The 18,590-nt window shown below is 48.1% G+C and carries 11 protein-coding genes; all 11 read left to right on the top strand.

Translation table 11 applies throughout. From position 1 onward, the window contains the following. Positions 1-164: 164 nt before the first annotated feature. Positions 165-1,133, top strand: coding sequence for an ABC transporter permease (locus M6D81_RS03790; protein ID WP_262675482.1), 969 nt, complete (start codon positions 165-167; stop codon positions 1,131-1,133). Beyond that, entirely contained in the window at positions 1,127-1,987 is an 861-nt protein-coding gene (locus M6D81_RS03785) for a carbohydrate ABC transporter permease (RefSeq protein ID WP_262675481.1), read from the top strand. The genes M6D81_RS03790 and M6D81_RS03785 overlap by 7 nt, the downstream gene beginning before the upstream one ends. 64 nt (positions 1,988-2,051) lie before the next feature. After that, positions 2,052-3,599, top strand: a complete 1,548-nt coding sequence (locus M6D81_RS03780; RefSeq protein WP_262675480.1) for an extracellular solute-binding protein — start codon at positions 2,052-2,054, stop codon at positions 3,597-3,599. Between the two features lie 890 nt (positions 3,600-4,489). Continuing rightward, entirely contained in the window at positions 4,490-6,286 is a 1,797-nt protein-coding gene (locus M6D81_RS03775; protein WP_262675479.1) for a sensor histidine kinase, read from the top strand. After that, the gene (locus M6D81_RS03770; RefSeq protein WP_262675478.1) at positions 6,258-7,697 is read left to right on the top strand and encodes a response regulator; all 1,440 of its coding nucleotides are present in this window, start codon (positions 6,258-6,260) and stop codon (positions 7,695-7,697) included. The genes M6D81_RS03775 and M6D81_RS03770 overlap by 29 nt, the downstream gene beginning before the upstream one ends. A gap of 103 nt (positions 7,698-7,800) precedes the next feature. Next, the gene (locus tag M6D81_RS03765; protein WP_262675477.1) at positions 7,801-9,174 is read left to right on the top strand and encodes an ABC transporter substrate-binding protein; all 1,374 of its coding nucleotides are present in this window, start codon (positions 7,801-7,803) and stop codon (positions 9,172-9,174) included. A 125-nt stretch (positions 9,175-9,299) separates the two neighbouring features. Next, complete coding sequence (locus M6D81_RS03760) at positions 9,300-10,169, top strand: carbohydrate ABC transporter permease (protein WP_262675575.1); 870 nt, start codon at positions 9,300-9,302, stop codon at positions 10,167-10,169. Positions 10,170-10,186: 17 nt separating this feature from the next. Beyond that, positions 10,187-11,035, top strand: a complete 849-nt coding sequence (locus M6D81_RS03755; RefSeq protein WP_262675476.1) for a carbohydrate ABC transporter permease — start codon at positions 10,187-10,189, stop codon at positions 11,033-11,035. Between the two features lie 31 nt (positions 11,036-11,066). Continuing rightward, on the top strand, positions 11,067-16,214 hold the full coding sequence (locus M6D81_RS03750) for an S-layer homology domain-containing protein (protein WP_262675475.1): 5,148 nt from the start codon (positions 11,067-11,069) through the stop codon (positions 16,212-16,214). Positions 16,215-16,385: 171 nt separating this feature from the next. Further along, entirely contained in the window at positions 16,386-16,766 is a 381-nt protein-coding gene (locus tag M6D81_RS03745; protein ID WP_262675474.1) for a hypothetical protein, read from the top strand. 185 nt (positions 16,767-16,951) lie between these two features. Continuing rightward, positions 16,952-18,580, top strand: coding sequence for a response regulator (locus M6D81_RS03740; protein ID WP_262675473.1), 1,629 nt, complete (start codon positions 16,952-16,954; stop codon positions 18,578-18,580). Positions 18,581-18,590: the final 10 nt, after the last annotated feature.

The raw sequence follows: 18,590 nt of genomic DNA, 5'->3' as shown, positions 1-18,590 counted from the left end.
AGAGAATGGCTGTCCTCGGGACAGTCTTTCTTTTTGCCCAATATGAGGTTGAGGGATTTATCGCAAATTGAAACACTTTTTACGTTTTTATGTATATCGGCGATGCGTCAGGCCATTTATACTTTATTTAAACATTGAAAGCGCATACAAATAGGAGGGAAACGATGAAAGAAAATATCAATTTAAAGTCATCCCCTCGGATACAGCCTGTTTCACTAGCGAAACTGCAAATCGTTTTGAGAGTTGTCTGGCGGTTCCGGGCATTTTACATGATGCTTCTTCCGGGAGTTATCTACTTTATTGTGTTCAGGTATCTCCCTATGTATGGAGTCATTATTGCTTTTAAAGATTACGCCATTATGGAGGGGATAACGGGAAGCGCATGGGTCAATCCATGGTATAAACATTTTCAATCCTTCTATGAGTCTCCTTATTTCAATCAATTGTTGAGCAACACAATATTGATTAGCTGTTACAAGCTTCTATGGGGAACCTTGCCTCCGATTCTGCTGGCTGTGCTGTTGAACGAATGCCGTGTGCGATGGCTGAAGTCAATTGTGCAAACTTTAACTTATATGCCGCATTTCTTGTCATGGGTCATCATATTCGGTATTTTGCTGACGTTATTTTCTCAAAATGGCGGGTTAATCAATCGATGGATTGTAGAAGCCGGCGGTACTTCAATACCGTTTTTGACTTCAACGGACTATTTCCGCAGCATCCTGGTCGGTTCAGAGGTTTGGCAAAACCTTGGCTGGGGAGCGATCATTTATTTGGCGGCAATGGCCGGTATCGACCCTACTCTATATGAGGCTGCCAAAGTAGACGGCGCAAGTCGATTGCGCATGATATGGCATATTACGTTGCCGGGTATTCGAAGCATTATCATATTGCTGTTTATCCTTAAACTCGGCCATTTGCTCGATGCAGGCTTTGATCAAATCTATATTTTATACAACATTCAGGTATATCCCGTTGCGGATATTCTCGATACATGGGTGTATCGAACCGGATTGCAGCAATTGAATTTCAGCTTGGCTTCGGCGGTCGGACTGTTCAAGTCAGTTATTGGGTTATTTCTTGTACTAGCCGCTAATCGAATAGCGAAGAAGTGGGGGGAAGGGATATGGTAAGAAGCCTGGATGACAAAATATTCAATCTCATCGTTTACATCATTCTTGGCATTTGCGGGCTGTCTGCTATATTGCCGATTCTGTTCGTCGTTTCAGTATCCATCACGCCTTTCGGTGAAGTGCTCCGCAATGGCGGCTTTATATTAATCCCGAAAGAAATAACGTTCACCGCATATCGAACGTTGCTGACGGAATCCAATATTCCGCAAGCTTTCCAAGTTACGTTATTCATCACGATTGTCGGAACGGCGGTTAATATCGTGTTGACGGGGCTGATGGCGTATCCGCTTAGCCGCAAAAATTTGCCTGGGAGAAATTTCTTCCTTATGATGATCGTCTTCACCTTGTTGTTTAGCGGGGGGATCATTCCGACTTATCTCATTGTAAAGTCTGTAGGGCTGCTTGATTCGATATGGGCGATGATTCTGCCTAATGCCGTGTGGAGTTTTAATGTGCTGATTATGAAAAGCTTCTTTGAAGGTCTGCCAGAAGAACTGTTCGAATCCGCCAGGATGGACGGGGCCAAGGAGTTCCGTATTTTGCTCCGGATCGCGACTCCGCTTTCGATACCTGTACTGCTGACGGTGGGATTATTCTATCTGGTAGGTCATTGGAACGAGTTTTTTCAAGCGATCTTTTATGTGACGGATCGATCATTATTTCCGTTGCAGGTCGTCGTCAGAGAGATATTGATGCAAAGCCAGCAGCCGCTTGAGAACGCGGAAAATATAATGCCGACTCAGACGATGCAGATGGCCGCTGTCATTATTGCCAGCTTGCCGGTTATCGTTATCTATCCATTCATCCAGAAGCATTTTACGAAAGGCATGTTGCTGGGATCGATTAAAGGTTGATCCAGGCTGCGTAGATCTGGCCAGCTACGCGGACCTGTTCAATAGATACAGTTCTGAAAGGGGTATGAAGATGAGAAAAGTGTATTCTATTCTATTGTCGGTATCGCTTCTGTCAGGCTTGCTTGCAGGTTGCTCAGGAGGCGCCAGCAATAAAAAAACAGGCGACTTGTCCACTGCTCAACCGAACCAATCCGCCGCAGAATCCGGCAATGAATCAAGCGACAAGCCGATAAAGCTTGAAATTATTGAACCCGGCAATAATTTGCCGTCTCCGGATAAAGACAGCATTAAGAAAGAACTGGATAAAGCGTTAAATATGGATGTGAATCTGACGGTATATCCATCAGGCGATGATTATGCCAATCAATTAAATGTGCGTATGGCATCGGGCAATTTCCCTGATTTGTTCATGGTCAGTCGTCAGCAGATTATCCAGTTCTCCAAACAAGGACTTCTGCTCGATTTAACCCCCTATATGGATCAGCTTCAGCAAACGGTCGACTTCATTGGAGAAGAAAGCGTCAAGAAGGGAATGGTGGACGGGAAAGTATTCGCGATCTCCAAATCTTCGCAAATCCCGTATAACACTTATTGGATTCGCAAAGATTGGCTGGATAAATTGCAACTGCCCGTTCCGACAACAGTGGAGCAATTGGCTGCCGTCGCGGAAGCCTTTACGAATGATGATCCGGACGACAACGGCAAGCGGGATACTTTTGGCGTGACGGGATCAAAATTTGGCGCTTTCGCTCCTGTATTCGGAGCATATGGCGTCGGTATGCCGGGCAATTTCTACTTGAAGGATGGAGCGGTTGTCAATTCATTATACGACCCTGCAATAAAAGACGCGCTTGCGTTTATTAAGGAATTGATTCTGTCGGGCTCGGTTGATCCGGAGCTCTTGGCTAATACCGGACTGCAGCATCAAGAAAAGGCGATTAAAGGCCAAGCGGGCATTGTTCATATCGATTGGCCGAACATGACGAAGGAGCAATTCGTCGAGCAGATTAAAACAGTGAATCCCAATGCGGAGTGGCTGCAGATTGCTCCGCCGAGCGGACCGGGAGGGCAATATGACGGCTCATGGGATGTTGGAGCCACGCCTGGCCGATTCGCGATTCCGAAAGCGCTCGAGAAAGATCCGGAAAAGCTGCAGCGAATATTTGATCTGTTGAATTATATCTCGAATCCGGAGGGCGGATCGCTTCTTGTGCAATTCGGGGTGCAGGATATTCACTTTACGCTTACTGACGGCAAGCCGGTGATGACGGATAAAGCGGGAGAGGTTGGACACTCGTGGTTATATCAATTTACCGGGCGGCCTGAGATGGAATATTTGCAAACGAAATTTGCTCTACAATCGAAAGAGATACAATTCGCCAGTGATCAACCGCGAATTGAGGCATTAAATGGATTTATAGATAATCCGGAAGGTTATAATCCCGCTGACGCTGACCGTTATATTGAAGAAGAGCTTGCGAAGTTTATTTACGATAAGCGCTCGCTTAGCGAATATGACGATTTCCTCAAAACATTAGAGACGACGATGAATTATCAATTATTACTGGATAGTGCGAAAGCGCAGCTTGCACAACTGGGCTTTGGCGGATAAATCATGTGATGTGGTTAAAAGAGTTGAAGGAGCGAAGACCCTTGGCGACAACGGCCAAGGGTCTTTTCCTTGACTATATAGAGTTTATAAATTTCTAGTTGAATACCTGAATGGACTCGTGTGAGCGGGATTAGTGTATGAATCCTACACTGGAGCTTCGAAAAACTTCGCTTGCGACTTAAGCAGAAGCAGGTACTGGGGCTGCAGGCGATGTAAGCTCGGTTGGAGGTAGGAAAGTGTGCGAGTGGCGGGCTGCAGGCGATGTGAGCTCGGCTGCAATTTGCCGAAAAGGAGCGTTCGAGCCGAAATAGTGTATGAATCCTACACTAGCGTGCCGAAAAGGGTTGTTCGAGCCGAAATAGTGTATGAATCCTACACTAGAGTGCCGAAAAGGGTTGTTCGAGCCGAAATAGTGTATGAATCCTACACTAGCGTGCCGAAAAGGGTTGTTCGAGCCGAAATAGTGTATGAATCCTACACTAGCGTGCCGAAAAGGGTTGTTCGAGCCGAAATAGTGTATGAATCCTACACTAGCGTGCCGAAAAGGGTTGTTGGAGCCGAAATAGTGTATGAATCCTACACTAGCGTGCCGAAAAAGGTCGTTCGAGCCGAAATAGTGTATGAATCCTACACTAGCGTGCCGAAAAGGGTTGTTCGAGCCGAAATAGTGTATGAATCCTACACTAAAGTGCCGAAAAAGGGGCGTGCGCAGCAAGAGAGCAGGACGCCGCTAGGCGTTTTTCTGACCGGTTCATCGTTTCTCATGGCCCGGCTTCCAAGAATCGTTATATTTATTTGCAAGATTTTAATCTGATGGTTCGGTTTTTGTGTGTGATAAAATGAAGAGTACGACCGGGGGGAATACCGTTATAAGGAGTGACTGATACAGCATGCAAAACATTCGAAAATGGCTCCCGAACACGTTGAAATACAGACTATTTATCGCGTATATCACCCTTCTGATGCTTCCACTGTGCATTGCAATTTATTTCCTCTTTCAGCATTTCGAATCGATTCGAGAGCAGGATATGATCGACCGCATGTCCGAGCGTATGCAGCAGGTGAATAGATCGTTGACGGAAATGATGGCCTTTGCTTACAAGACGAATACGATGCTGAGTCAGGATGAAAGTCTGATCCAGATTATGCACGCTCCTGACAAATATGATCCCCTTGAACGGAAGAAGATAATAGAAAGCAAAATGTTCGGTATCAACAACAGCTTTTTCTTTCATCAAACAGAGCTGTACTTTCGTTTTATTGACCGTAACGGCAATGTATATACTTCCTATGCTCCCAATGACCAGTTAACTAACGAAGCGAAAGAATTGCAGGATTGGAGAAATACACTGCAAGCGGGCAACCGCCCTTACCGTTGGGTGGCGGACGATTGGAATGATGTAAGAAGCAGCCGGGGAGACAAGCTGCTAAGCTTATATATTATGCTGGATGACGAGCTGCGGGGGAATTACGGACTGGCGCGGATCAGCATCAATATACAGGAATGGTTCCGCAATACGCTCAAAGATAATCCGGTTACGGAGGACATGACCATTTTTACCGGCCAGGGAGAGATTGTATTGCAAAACAAGGGGGATGCTCTCAGTCGGGACAGCATGACAAAAATGATCTCCTCACATGAGCCGAATGGACATTACAAGGATGAACGCAACTTGTCGCTCATCAACTACAGTTACGTGGAGGAATTGGACTGGTACGTGGTTAGCCAGATGTCCTTAAGCGAGCTGCAGCGGGAGATGCAGCAATTAAGGCTGTTGATATATATGTTTCTGATTATGCTGGTCACCGTCTTCATAGCGGTCACCTTTTTTTTATCGTCGCGAATGACTAAACCTCTCTATCAATTGAAGAGGAGCATGGAAGAGGCATCGGACAAGAAGTTGAATGTGAAAATATCCATCAGCAAAAATGCAACGGATGAAATTCGTTCTCTTGGCGCGAGCTTCAATCGGATGATTGATGATGTCGTTGCGCTCATCCTTATGCTTAAGCGGGAGGAGCGGCAAAAGCAGGTGGTACGTTTCCAGATGCTGCTTCACCAGATGAACCCGCATTTTCTGCTTAACACTTTGAACACGGTCAAATGGATTGCAAGAAAAGAAAAGCAGGATGCCATTGCGGACATTTGCGCTTCACTGGGATTAATACTGGAGGCAAGCCTTAATTCGGAAATCGAGCTAATTACCCTTAATGAGGAGCTCAAATTGTTGCGCTCCTATGAATCCATACAAGCATTCCGATTCAGAGAAAATTTCACAATGATCTACGAAACAGAGGAATCGGTGCAATATGGGCTTGTGCCCAAGCTTAGTCTCCAGCCTCTCGTAGAAAATGCCATTACCCATGGCTTCAACATGTCTGAAGGACGCGGCACGATATGGGTCAGGGCGCGGGCGGAAGGAACCGAGCTTATTCTGGAGGTGGAAGACAACGGCATCGGCATGGAGGAGGCGGCTCGCAAGCCGGGAAGACGCAGCGGTCACGGGATCGGTCTGGGCAATTTGAAGGAAAGGCTGGAGCTGCTGTTTAAGCGGGAGGGAGCTGTGGAGACGACATCTGACGCTGAAGGCACCCTCGTTCGCATTCGCTTGCCGTTATTAATTGCAGCGCCGTATTCGCAGAAAGGAGATGACGGGCGTGTGGACGATATTATTGGTGGAAGATGAAGTGTTTGTCCGCGAAGCGATAAGAGAAATTTTGGATTGGGAGCGCCATGGCTTTTGTGTTGTCGGAGAAGCGGGAAACGGCAACGAGGCGTTTGCAGCTATTGTGGAGCTGAAGCCAGATGTTGTCATCGCCGACATAGTGATGCCTGGCATGGACGGAATTGAGCTGCTGAAGGAAACGCGGAAGGCGGGAATTCGCAGCCGTTTTATTATGCTGACAGCTATGAGTCACTTTGATTATGCAAGAGACGCCATACAATACGGGGCTTTCAACTATTTGTTGAAGCTGTCTTTAGATGATGATATTTTGCTGGAAAGCCTGGCGCGGATCAAGGAGGAATTGCTTGCTGAGCTGAAAGGGGCGGGAGAGGCGCTCTTTCCATTCTATCATCGAATCTGGGCGGACATACGGGAACAAGGGGCAGCGGCTCAGGCGGATTCAAGCGGACAGGCTTCTGCGATAGAGAAATTTCGCCATTTGAATCTGGATATCGTAGCTATCCTGAGCGGTGACGTCCCTGCTCATGCTGATCAGGCCGGTATCGGGATGGAGCGGTATTTGCTGGTCCAATCTTTCTACGATGCGGGTCAGACCACTTTTTTTTGCTGGAGTTTCCGGGGACATACAGCATCGGATAGCCGAATCCGGGCGAAGCGACATGTTGAGTCGGCGGATGGCGGCAGCTTGGCCCGGTTGTCCCAAGATTGGCTGCAAGTGCTGCAACGATTAAACTACGATTGGTATGGCAGCGAGTCTGATTTGACGATAGCGGAGAAAAGCGTGGCGACGCCAATTGAGGAGTTGGAGGCGGAATTGATTCGCTGCTTCGAAGAACGGAATGAATCCAAATGCGGCTTGGCGGCTAAGCAAATATGGGAGTGTATGAAAGCCTCGTCATTCACCCATGTGGAAGTGAAAAAACGGGCGACCTATCTGCTTCACATGTTGACGATGCTGGCAGGACAGAAGACGGGCGACTGGACGGAGCTGTACTCTGCCGTGAGCCATGAATCGCTGCTTGAGCATGTGCAGCAAGCGATACGGGAGCTTATAAGGCAGAAGCGGGAAGAACAAGTAAGCTATACGGATCATCCGGAGGTGAACCGGGTCATCCAATATATGCTGGAGCATTACAGAGAAAGCATTAAAGTTGCGGATTTGGCCAGTCTGGTAGCCATCAACGTGGACTATCTGAGCACTGTGTTCGGCAAAAAAACAGGCTTGACGCCAATCGCTTACTTGCGAAACATTCGAATGGAACAAGCCAAACGTCTGCTGTTGCATTCCAAGCTCAGTGTGGAAGAGATTGCGAGTCAGACGGGTTTTTCCGACGATGCCTACTTCATCAAAGTGTTCAAGCGCCACGTTGGGAAAACTCCCAGTTCCTTCAGGCGAGAGAATAATATGTAAGTTTTGTACTGCCAATCTGCAAGTTTCGTCCCTAATAGACCAAGGAGCGAATTGATATAGTTGGGAGGAATCAAACATTAGCGTTAGGGAGGTTGCAGAAAAGATGAGAAAAAGAAAGCGATTAGTCGTTGGCGGATTGGCATGGATTGTGGCGGTATCGCTAATGCTTGCCGGCTGCAGCGGCAACAGTAACGGCAATAACGGCAATGGAGGAACGGAAGGGACATCGTCATCTCCTCCATCCACAAGTGTCGAGCCCGGCGCAACGGCCAGCGCTGATCCGATTAAGCTGACCTTATGGGGAGGCGTACCGGCCGAGAGCGGTCCTCAAGAGGTAGTCGACAACTGGAACGAGGAAAATCCGGATATTCAGCTGGAGTATGTGCGATTCGTCAATGACGACGCTGGCAATCTGAAGCTGGATACGGCGCTGATGTCCAGCCAGCCTGTGGATATGTACTTAAACTATGATTACAGTCTTTACGAGAAACGGATCAAGGCGGGGAACGCGCTGGACCTGAGTACATTCACCGACTACAGCGTGGAGGACAAAATGGGCGAAGGCGCCGCTTTCTGGACAGTAGACGACAAGTATTACGGTGTTCCGACTACGAAAGGTCCTTCGTTCGTCTGGCTGAACAAGGATATGCTCGATGCGAAAGGACTGGAGGTTCCGACAGAATGGGGACTGGATGAGCTTAGGGATTATGCCGCCAAGCTGAAGGATGACAACGTATGGGGACTTGCGCAAAGCGATTATTACTTCAATGTGCCGATCAACGGTTCTATGAGGAAGCAGAGCTTGCAGCTGACGAATTCAGACGGCACCTCTGCATTTGATAATCCGTTTACGGTGAAAACGCTTCAAGTTTACTCGGACATGATGTTCACGGACAAGAGCTTGATGCCTCATACGGAGCAGATTACTTCAAAGCCCGCCCTGGATCAAATGTTTGTTAAAGGTGAAACAGCAATGCTGTTCTCCACGAATCAAGTCTTCCGTACGACGAACAACCTGGCGGAATTTCCGCGGACATTCAAAGTGGCGGCGGCTCCGGCTCCTAAAGTAGAAAAGGACCAAACGGATTATATTTACGCAGGCGGTCTGGGGGATGTGATTTCCATCAATCCTCGCACCAAGCATCCGGAAGCGGCCTGGAAGTTCATCCAGTGGTATGCGGACGGCGGAATGCTGCCGATGGCGGCAGGCGGCAGAGTGCCGGCATCCAAGGACTTCCCGATCGATGAGGCTGTTGCTCTTATGTTCAAAGGAGCAGAGGATACGTATGATCTGGAATCGATCAAGCGGGTTATATTCGGAAGCCTTCCGCTCGGCCTGAGCCGTCTGGACCGGAAGACGGGAACCGAGCAGCAAGCTGTGTATGACAACGTATTTTCCGGCAAGCTGACTCCTGAGGAAGGCGCGAAGGAATTAGCTCGCGTGCATAACAAAAATCTGCAGCAGTCATCGCAATAAAGCCGCCATGCCCAAGGGAGGCGGGGCTTAGGCGCCGTCTTCCCCTTTGGCTGCAGCCGCATGACGGTACAAACTAGAGACTACACACTATATAGAGAGAAAGGCGGTGACCGATCGTGAGCTGGATGAAGCGGCAGAGGCTGATTGGTTATGTATTCATTGCCCCCAATCTGATTGGAATGATGATATTTATGCTCATTCCGGCCCTGTTCTCCTTTTATTTGATGTTTACGGATTGGGTATTCGCTAGCGGGCAATCCCCGCAATTTGTTGGGTTGGATAATTTCCGGATGATGGTGAGGGACGATTTATTTGCTGTATCGGTCAGAAACACTTTGCTGGTGCTGATTCCTGTGCCGATTTCAATTATGCTTGGATTTTTAATTGCAGTCATGCTTAACAACAGGACCTATTTCCAGAGAACGCTGCGGGCATTCTTTTTCGCTCCATATTTCACCAGCGGCATTGCGATTGCTTTTGTGTGGATGGTGCTGTTCCAACCGACTAACGGCCCGATCAACGCCTTCCTGCGATCCGTTGGAATGAGCGACCCTCCCTTATGGTTCGCTTCTCCGGATACCGCGATGTATGCGGTGCTGGTCATGATGACCGCTGGCGGAATCGGCTACAACATGATCATTTATTTGGCCGCGCTGCAGGAGCTGTCCTCGGAGCAGCTGGAAGCCGCCAGAATCGACGGAGCGACGTTCGGGCAGCTGCTGCGAAGGATTATATTTCCTCTGGTCAGCCCGACGACGCTGTTCCTGATGATTACCGGCTTCATCGGCTCTATTAAAGGCTTCGGCATGATTTACGCGATTACGCAAGGAGGTCCTGCCAACAGTACGACGGTGTTCTCCATATTCGCTTATAAGAAAGCGTTTAACTTTTATGAAATGGGATATGCTTCAGCCGTCTCGTGGACCATGTTCCTGATCATCCTTGTCATCTCGCTTATTCAGTGGGCGGGTCAGAAAAAGTGGGTCCATTACTAACGGGAGGAAGAGGCAAAATGAAAGCTATAAATGTCAGAATAATCAGAGAACGATTGCTCAAAAGCTTTAATACAATTCTCATGACGATGGCGAGTCTGCTGCTTCTGTCGCCAATGATTTGGATGATCAGCACCTCGTTCAAAAAAGCGAAGGATGTCTTCACTTATCCCATTCAATGGATTCCGCTGGACCCGGTATGGACGAACCATTACAAGGTATGGATGACTGGCGACGGATTTATGATGTTTTATTTGAACTCTTTAAAAATATCATTGATCTTAATGATCGGAGCGCCTTTATTGGCGGCATTTGCCGCATACGGCTTCAGCCGAATTCCTTTCAAGGGAAGAGACGCTATTTTTCTGCTCTATTTATGCTTGATGATGATTCCGCAGCAAGTGCTGTTTGTTCCGAAATTTATTATGTTTGATTGGATGAACATCTACAATACCCATTGGGCGATCATTCTGCCGGGCTTGTTTACGGTATTCGGCGTCTTCATGATCCGGCAATTTTTCATGAGCATTCCCCATGAAATATCTGAAGCGGCTTTCATTGACGGAGCCGGCCATTTCCGGATTTTCTTTCAGTTATTCCTGCCGCTGTCCAAGCCGGTTCTGGCAACCTTCGCGATCATCGATTTTACATGGACGTGGAACGATTACGAGAACGCTTTGATATTCCTGCTGGACAAAAGGCTGTTCACCGTGCCGCTTGGCATGCAGAATTTCATGCTGGAAGCGGGTGTGGACTATAACATGATGATGGCCGCCGCCACGGCGGGAGTCGTACCGCTGCTTATCGTCTTCTTCCTGGGGCAGAAATATATCATTCAGGGGTTCTCGAGTTCAGCTGTGAAAGGATAGAAACAATACATTAAGGAGGAATAAAAGACCTATGTTTAAAAGGTTAGGTGTCATCCTTCTGGCCATTTGTTTGTCGGGCGTCTGGAATGTTATTGGTCATTTGAATGCGGAGCGTGTGTCCGCAGCCGAAGAAACCGGCTCCGCTCTTGCGGAAGCAGATTTTAATTACGTCATTAGTGATTTCGAGCAAGGAACTGATGATTGGGCTTTTAGTCTCGGCGATACTCCTGCCGTACAGGGAAGCTTCAGTGTGATCGAGTCCGTGTATAGCGCCCAAGGGAATTATACCGGGCAATTATCGGCGGATTTCCGTCAAAGGCCTACAGGTTCGCCATATGTGCTGATAAAAAAAGAGATGGGCGGCCTGGACATTACCCAAATGGCATTCTGGGTCAAAACCTCGGATCTGAAGTCCATACGTTTACGAACCACGGATTCGACGGGACAGACATTCCAGCAACGTATTACGTTGCAAGATACATCCGATTGGCAGCAGGTTGTGATCAATGAAATGGGTTCCGAATCGTTTGAGTATTGGAACGGAGCGAACGATGGGATATGGCATACACCAACGAACAACATATCGATCCTTTTTGATCGATTCGACATTAAGAATGGCGCTTTAACTGCTGCGGTGCTGGTCGATCAAATTACGGCTCAGGTCATTTTGCCGCCGGAGGATTTTGATAACGTAATCAGTGATTTTGAGCAAGAGCATGATGTATGGGCTTTCAGCTTCGGAGATACGCCGGCCGTCAAGAGCAGTTACCAGGTGATCGAATCGGTTAAGAGCTATAAAGGAAGCCGTGCAGGGCAAATACTGGCGGATTTCAGCCAAAGACCTACAGGCTCGCCCTACGCCTCCATAAAAAAAGAATTAGACGACCTTGATATTGAACAAATGGCTTTCTGGATTAAAACTTCGGATCTGAAATCTGTACGTATACGAACAACAGATTCGACGGGACAGACATTCCAGCAGCGGATTACGCTGCAAGATACATCCGATTGGCAGCAGGTTGTGATCAATGAAATGGGATCAAATTCGTTTGAGTATTGGAACGGAGCGAACGATGGGGAATGGCATAAGCCGGCCACAGCGATTACGATCCTTTTTGATCGATTTGACATTAAAAACCCCGCGTTGACCGCCACGGTGCTGATCGACCAGATTACGGCTCAAACCGGTGACTGGCTTCCGGAGCTGAAAATTCAGCAAACGACGCTTGGCAATATATTTCTGGATAATGAACCTAGCACATTTATCGTAAGATCATCTTGGTCGACGATCAATTGGGCCGCCTACGATATTTACGGAGAGCAAGTCGCATCGGGAAGCGAGAACACGAACGCCGGGCAGGCCGGGATTACGGTGCCTTTCAGCAAATTGGGTTATTTTACGCTTGAGGTTACAGTTGAGCGCCCCGGCAGTGAACCGCTGTTCCGTAAAAGCGCTTATGCGGTCGTTTCCTCGACTTTGCCTCCCGGCAACGGCGACTCGCCGTTTGGCATCAATACGCATCTGAACAGGACGGCTGGCGGATGGAGCAAAGAGCTGGCCGAGATTATTCGTTATATGGGCGCTTCCTACGTGCGGGACGGCGTGGAATGGATGACCCTTGAGAAGGAAAAAGGCATCTACACTTTTGAACCTTCGCCTGATGATTACATGAGGAAGCTTGCGGAGAATGACCTCAAGCTACTGCTGGTGGCGGCTTTTAATAATCCGTTCTACGACAACAACGGCACACCTTATACGGATGCGGGAAGAAAAGGGTTTGCCGAATATGCCAAGGCCTACGTGGGGCGATACAAGGATCAGCTTATCGGGTATAACGTCTACAATGAATTCAATGGCGGATTTGGCAAACGGGGCAACAGTCCTGCCAATTCGCAGCCGGACTATTACTTCAAGCTGATGAAGGAGACTTATAATGCAGTAAAGCCGGCATACCCCGATGTGCCGGCTGTAGGAATCGTCTCCGGGGGCATCGATCTGGACTGGATCGAAAGCGTGTTCAAAGGTGTGGGAGAAGGCGAAGACAAAAATGCCGGCCTGAACTATCTGGATGCTGTGTCCATACAGAAATACATGGACCCGTACGCTCCGGATGAAGTGTTCGACAAACTGGAAGACTTGAAAACACTGATTAAGCAATATAACGACGGCCAGCTTGTGCCGATCTGGGTGACGGAATTCGGTTCGCCGACGCATCAAGCTGCCAAAGGAGTCGATGAGAAGACACAGGCCAATTATTTGCTGAGGGCGTTTGTGTTGGGACTAGGGCACGGAGTGGAGCGGATGTCATGGTATGATTTTATGAACGATGGGCTGCAACCTGATTACAATGAAGACAATTTTGGTTTGATTCGGCATAAGAATGATCCGATGGGAGCGTATACCCCGAAACCGGCTTATGCGAGCTACGCGGCCACAAGCAGGCAGCTTGCCGATGCGGTTTTCCAGGAGATCGAGTCATTCGGCAGTGCGATTAGCAGCCATCTGTTTATGAAGGATGGCGAGGCTCTTCGGGTCGTATGGGCCCAACAAGAAACCCAAGCAGTGATCGAAACGAACAACAATCTGGAAATTACGGATTTGATGGGCAACACGGAGATCTATACGCCGTATAACGGCAAAATTTATATGACACTGTCGGGAGAACCTTTCTATATAAAAGGAAGCATAGAAAGGATCGTACAGGACGATACCTTTGCAGCTGTCGGCGAGCAGGCGGCAATAGGCGATCCGTATACATTCATCGTAACTATGAACAACGAAACCGGGTCTCAGCAGCTGGCTGTAACTGCAAAGATGCAGGAAAACAGTTATTCTCTTACGGCTGCGCAGGGGCAATCGGCAGAGCTTTCTCTGACCATTGACGAGACGCGGGACGGTTTCCGCTCGGTGGTAGTTTATTTGTTGGACGGAGCGGGACAAAAGATCGGCAAGCTGCGGCATGAGGTTGCAACCGGCATGTCACATAAGGTTACAATCAGACCGGCGCTGCAGCAGAATGAAGGGTCATTGACTCAAATATTGAATGTAAATGTAGAAAACTTTAGAGAAGCTGCAGATCTTACGGTCAACAGCATAGCCTGGAAAGTTGGCGGCCAATCCGGCCAAAAGCTTGTTAACACCATTATACAGCCGGGCGGCAAACAGTTATTCAGCATCCCGCTTGACCCGATTGCTCTTGGAGGGGACCAGCAGGCATCCATTCGCGTTGAGTTTGCTCAGCAGGACCCCTATGTGTATACAGGAAATTTCAGCTTCAATCCGGTCAACCGGGGCACGATTGCGATCAACGATCAGATCGAGCCGGAGATTGATGTTATTCCGCCTACAATCGACTTGTCACAGGGGAAACCCGTGTTGCTGTCCGGTCATACCGGCAGCATTGAAGTGAGAGGGCAAGTTTGGCTCCACTATGATCAGGATCATTTGTACTTGACTGCCAAAATAAAAGACGATGCTCATGCGGCGCCGGCCTCCGGAGCCGACATATGGAATAATGACAGTATCCAGTTTGCCTTGTCTCCCGGAATTCCCGGTGAAAGCATGGGCTGGTATGAATATGGCATATCGGATACGCCTAATGGCACGCAAATTTATCGCTGGACGACGATGGGAGAATTGCCAGCAGGGCCGGTATCCAACAGCCAAGCCGAGGTAACAAGGGATGAAGAGAAGAAGCTGACGATCTATAAGCTTGCTCTGCCTTGGTCGGAACTGACTCCGATTCGGCCTGAACGCGGAGATGTGATGAGCCTCTCGCTGCTCGTGAATGATAACAACGGCGACGGCAGAAGAGGTTGGATGGAATGGGGTTCCGGCATTGGCCTTGAGAAGAGAGCAAGTCTGTTCCGGTCGATGCAGTGGATGTTCAATCAGGCAGTTCCATCGGTCCAGGATGATGCTTATAACGTTAAAGCCGGCCAGAATGTACAAGGAATCCTGCAAGCGGAGCATGCAGAAGGAACTAAGCTTACTTTCGAAATAGTTGCCAACGGCAAGAAAGGGACAGTCGTGCTTACTGATGCGGCCCAGGGCAAGTTTGTCTACACAGCGGATGCTGATGTCTTGGGAGAGGATACGTTTACGTTCCGGGTATATGATGGCTATGAATATTCCGATCTTGGAACTATAAAGGTCGATATTGAAAAAGCGGTTGTAACTCCACCGTATCAGGGCGGACCTGTTTATATTCCGAGTTCAAATATTTCGCACACGGGTCAACTGTATTTGCCGGGCAAGGCAGCGGGGGAAATAAGCCTGGGCAATATCGCCAAGCTGATTATTGCCGAGGGCACGACAGACCAAAGCGCGAAGCTGTCGTTGCTGAAGCTGGAAGATAAGGAGATCGGCGGTCAGGACGGTTTGCGCTGGCAGCTGCTTAGTTCGCTCATCGAAGTACAGGGAGAGCCGGAAGTTAAGCTGAATAACCCGTTACTCTTGCGTCTTGCTTTCGACAAGCAGAAGCTGAGAGAGTCGCAATATCCTTCTATTTGGCAATACGACGAAAAGCAGGAGAAATGGATTGAAATCGGTGGGGAAGCGGATGGTGATATGATCCAGGCGGAGATCGGCAGTTTTGGGGAATTTGCCGTATTTGCCGCTCCTGAAAATCCGCAGTTTCTATTTAAGGATACTGCCGGCCATTGGGCTATTGAGCAAATGAATAATGCAGTTGAGCAGGGTATGATTAAAGGGTATAGTGATGGAACGTTTAAACCGGACCGTTCAGTAAGCCGGGCGGAGTTCCTGGTTATGCTTTATAGAACATGGAATAAAGGACAGGCGGATGTTTCTATGAAAACCTTTGCAGATGATACAGCTATTCAAGATTGGGCACGTGATGCAGTCTATCATGCTGCAACTGCTGGTTGGGTTTCAGGTTATGAAGATGGCACATTCCGTCCAAATCAACAAATCAGCAGAGCAGAGATGGCTGTAGTGTTAGCCAGAGTATTATCTTTGGAATCTGTAACGGCGGAAGTAGAAGAAATCACATTCTCGGATGCCGCTGATATACCGAAATGGGCAACAGGAGCTGTACTGAGTTGTGTCCGTGCCGGTCTGCTCCAAGGAAAAGGCTTAGCCTTTGATCCGGTTAGCGCAACAACCCGTGCTGAAGCTATTACTGTATTGCTTAGAATTCAGGATAGCAAGCAATAGAGGGTAAACTGTAGTAAAGATAACCCCAAATGGGCTGCTCTTAATGGATAGCAGCAGCAGCAAGAAAGCCGGGAATTCCTTTCCGAGGGATTCCCGGAGCTGTACAAATCGGAGGCGAGATGAGAAGATTTGGATATTGGAACGACTGCATTTGAGGAGTGAGGGGAAAGTATGCTGGTAGCGGCGATTATCGGAAGCCTTGTTTTTCTGTTCGTGACCGTCATTTATGTGCTGCTCGCGATAGGATTGCCATTGGGAGAATATGCGATGGGCGGTAAACATCGAATCATGCCAAAAGGCATGAGGGTTGCTTGCGTGATATCAGCGGCCGTTCAAATGTTTGCCGCATTTTGCATATTACAGGCCGCCGGTATTCTTGAGATCGGTGCATGGAACGATCTTGCACGAGGCGCTTGTTATTTTTTTGCATTTTATCTTGCGCTTAATACCGTCATGAACGCGTTGTCGCGAAGCAAGAAGGAAAAAATGATCATGACGCCTCTGTCGTTTGTTGCCTCTGTTTGTTTTTTCTTTGTTGCTCTCAACGCTTGACGATGGATTCGGAATACCGAATTCCGCTGCAATAAAGCATATAGCCGAGCTATGGGATAAATTCCTCCAGACTCGGCTTTTTGATTTGCGGGCAATACGCTGCGGCCTGTTCCTTCGGTTTCTTTTTTAGCGAGAGAAGGATGCGGTAGAACTTTGTCGAAATGAAGTTTGGAGGAGGAATCACCATGCATACTGTACTGGTTGTAGATGATGAGGCGATTGTTTGTCAGGGAATTAAGCAATTACTGGAGCAGTCGGATCTGCCCATAGAGCAAGTGCTGACGGCATCGAATGGCTATGAAGCGCTGGATTATTTGCGTATGGAAAATGTCGATTTGGTTCTGACGGATATCCAAATGGATGGGATGAACGGCATTGAGCTGATGGAATCTATTTTATCGGAAAAGCCGGACGTGCCTGTCGTAGTTATATCTGCGCATGACGAATTTGATTATGCTCAGAAATGCATTCGCCTCGGAGCGCGCGATTACTTGATTAAACCGGTCTTGCTTAATCAACTGATTGATATTGCGGGGAGGGAATTAACAAGACGCTCGGAAAAATATAAGCTGCATCTGGAGGATTCACTAAAGCTTAAATTTTCTATGACCGGCGTGGCTTCGCTGCGCACCTATATTTTGAACGAGATGATTTCGGGATCGCTCGAGCATGCCGACGATTACCGTTATATTTTTGAACAGATTGGCATCACGTTGAACGGACCGTATTTCTCTGTATTTGTAACGGAGCTGCAGTGGGAGAAAGCGGGGATTGGCGGCGAAGCCATTATGCAGCTGCGCGATCGCAATTTGCTGAAATATGCGGCTGTCAATATTATCGAGGAGACGTTGAAGGATTGGGAGGCGATCTCATTCTATAGCCAAGGCAGTAAAGTGGTAACGATCCTGCAATTGGAATTGGAAGACTATGAGCAAAACAAAGCGCAAAATATTTCGAAGCTGAATATGGTTGGCAAAACATTGGTTCAAAATATCGAGCAATATTTGTACATGGAATCAATTGTGGGTATAAGTCCAATCCGGTCGGGACTGCAAGCGCTTCCGGACATTTATCGTCTGGCGTCTGAAGCGACGAAGTGGCACGGGCTGTACGATACGCAGACAATCTTTTTTGCAGAGGACTACCAGTCAAGAGAAGCGGCATTGAAGGTGAATTGGCCGTACAAGACGGACCAACTCATGGAGAAGCTTAAAACAGGCAAGCGGCTGGAGGAAATTCAGCATGTAGTGGACAGCTTTGTTGCGGATATTTCCCCTGTATTTGATCAGCAGGATACGACAGCCGGCATTCCGTTAAGCATCGCTTATCGAGCGTATACCGTATTGCTGGAAATGAAGGAAACAGTGGGGGATCGTTATATGACGCTGGATCCTATTCATTATTTCCAATTTCCTTTGCAGAGCAACGGCATGAAGGAGCGTTTATCGGCTTTTCTGCTGGAGTGCGCGGACCTGATTCATTCCTCGATGATGGATCATGACCGTGCGATTGTACAACGAACGATTGCTTATATTCGAGCGGAGTTTCGCAATAAAGAATTGAAAATACAGGATATTGCAGACCATGTCTATTTAAGCCCGAACTATTTGAGCTATTTGTTTAAACGGATTGCCAACGAGACGCTTTGGGAGTATGTTACTAGCATGCGAATGGAAGAGGCCAAGCAGTTGCTGCTTAATACGACGAAAAAAAGATATGAAATTGCGGATGAAGTCGGTTATGAGTCGCCGGAGCATTTCAGCCGGGTATTCAAGCGTTATTATGGAGAAAGTCCGAATGCCGTTCGCGGATAAGTGGGGTGTT

It is taken from the genome of Paenibacillus sp. J5C2022, from assembly GCF_025567625.1.
Taxonomy (GTDB): domain Bacteria; phylum Bacillota; class Bacilli; order Paenibacillales; family Paenibacillaceae; genus Pristimantibacillus.
Note: the sequence above shows the minus strand (reverse complement) of the source record. Positions and strands in the feature narration are given on the sequence as shown.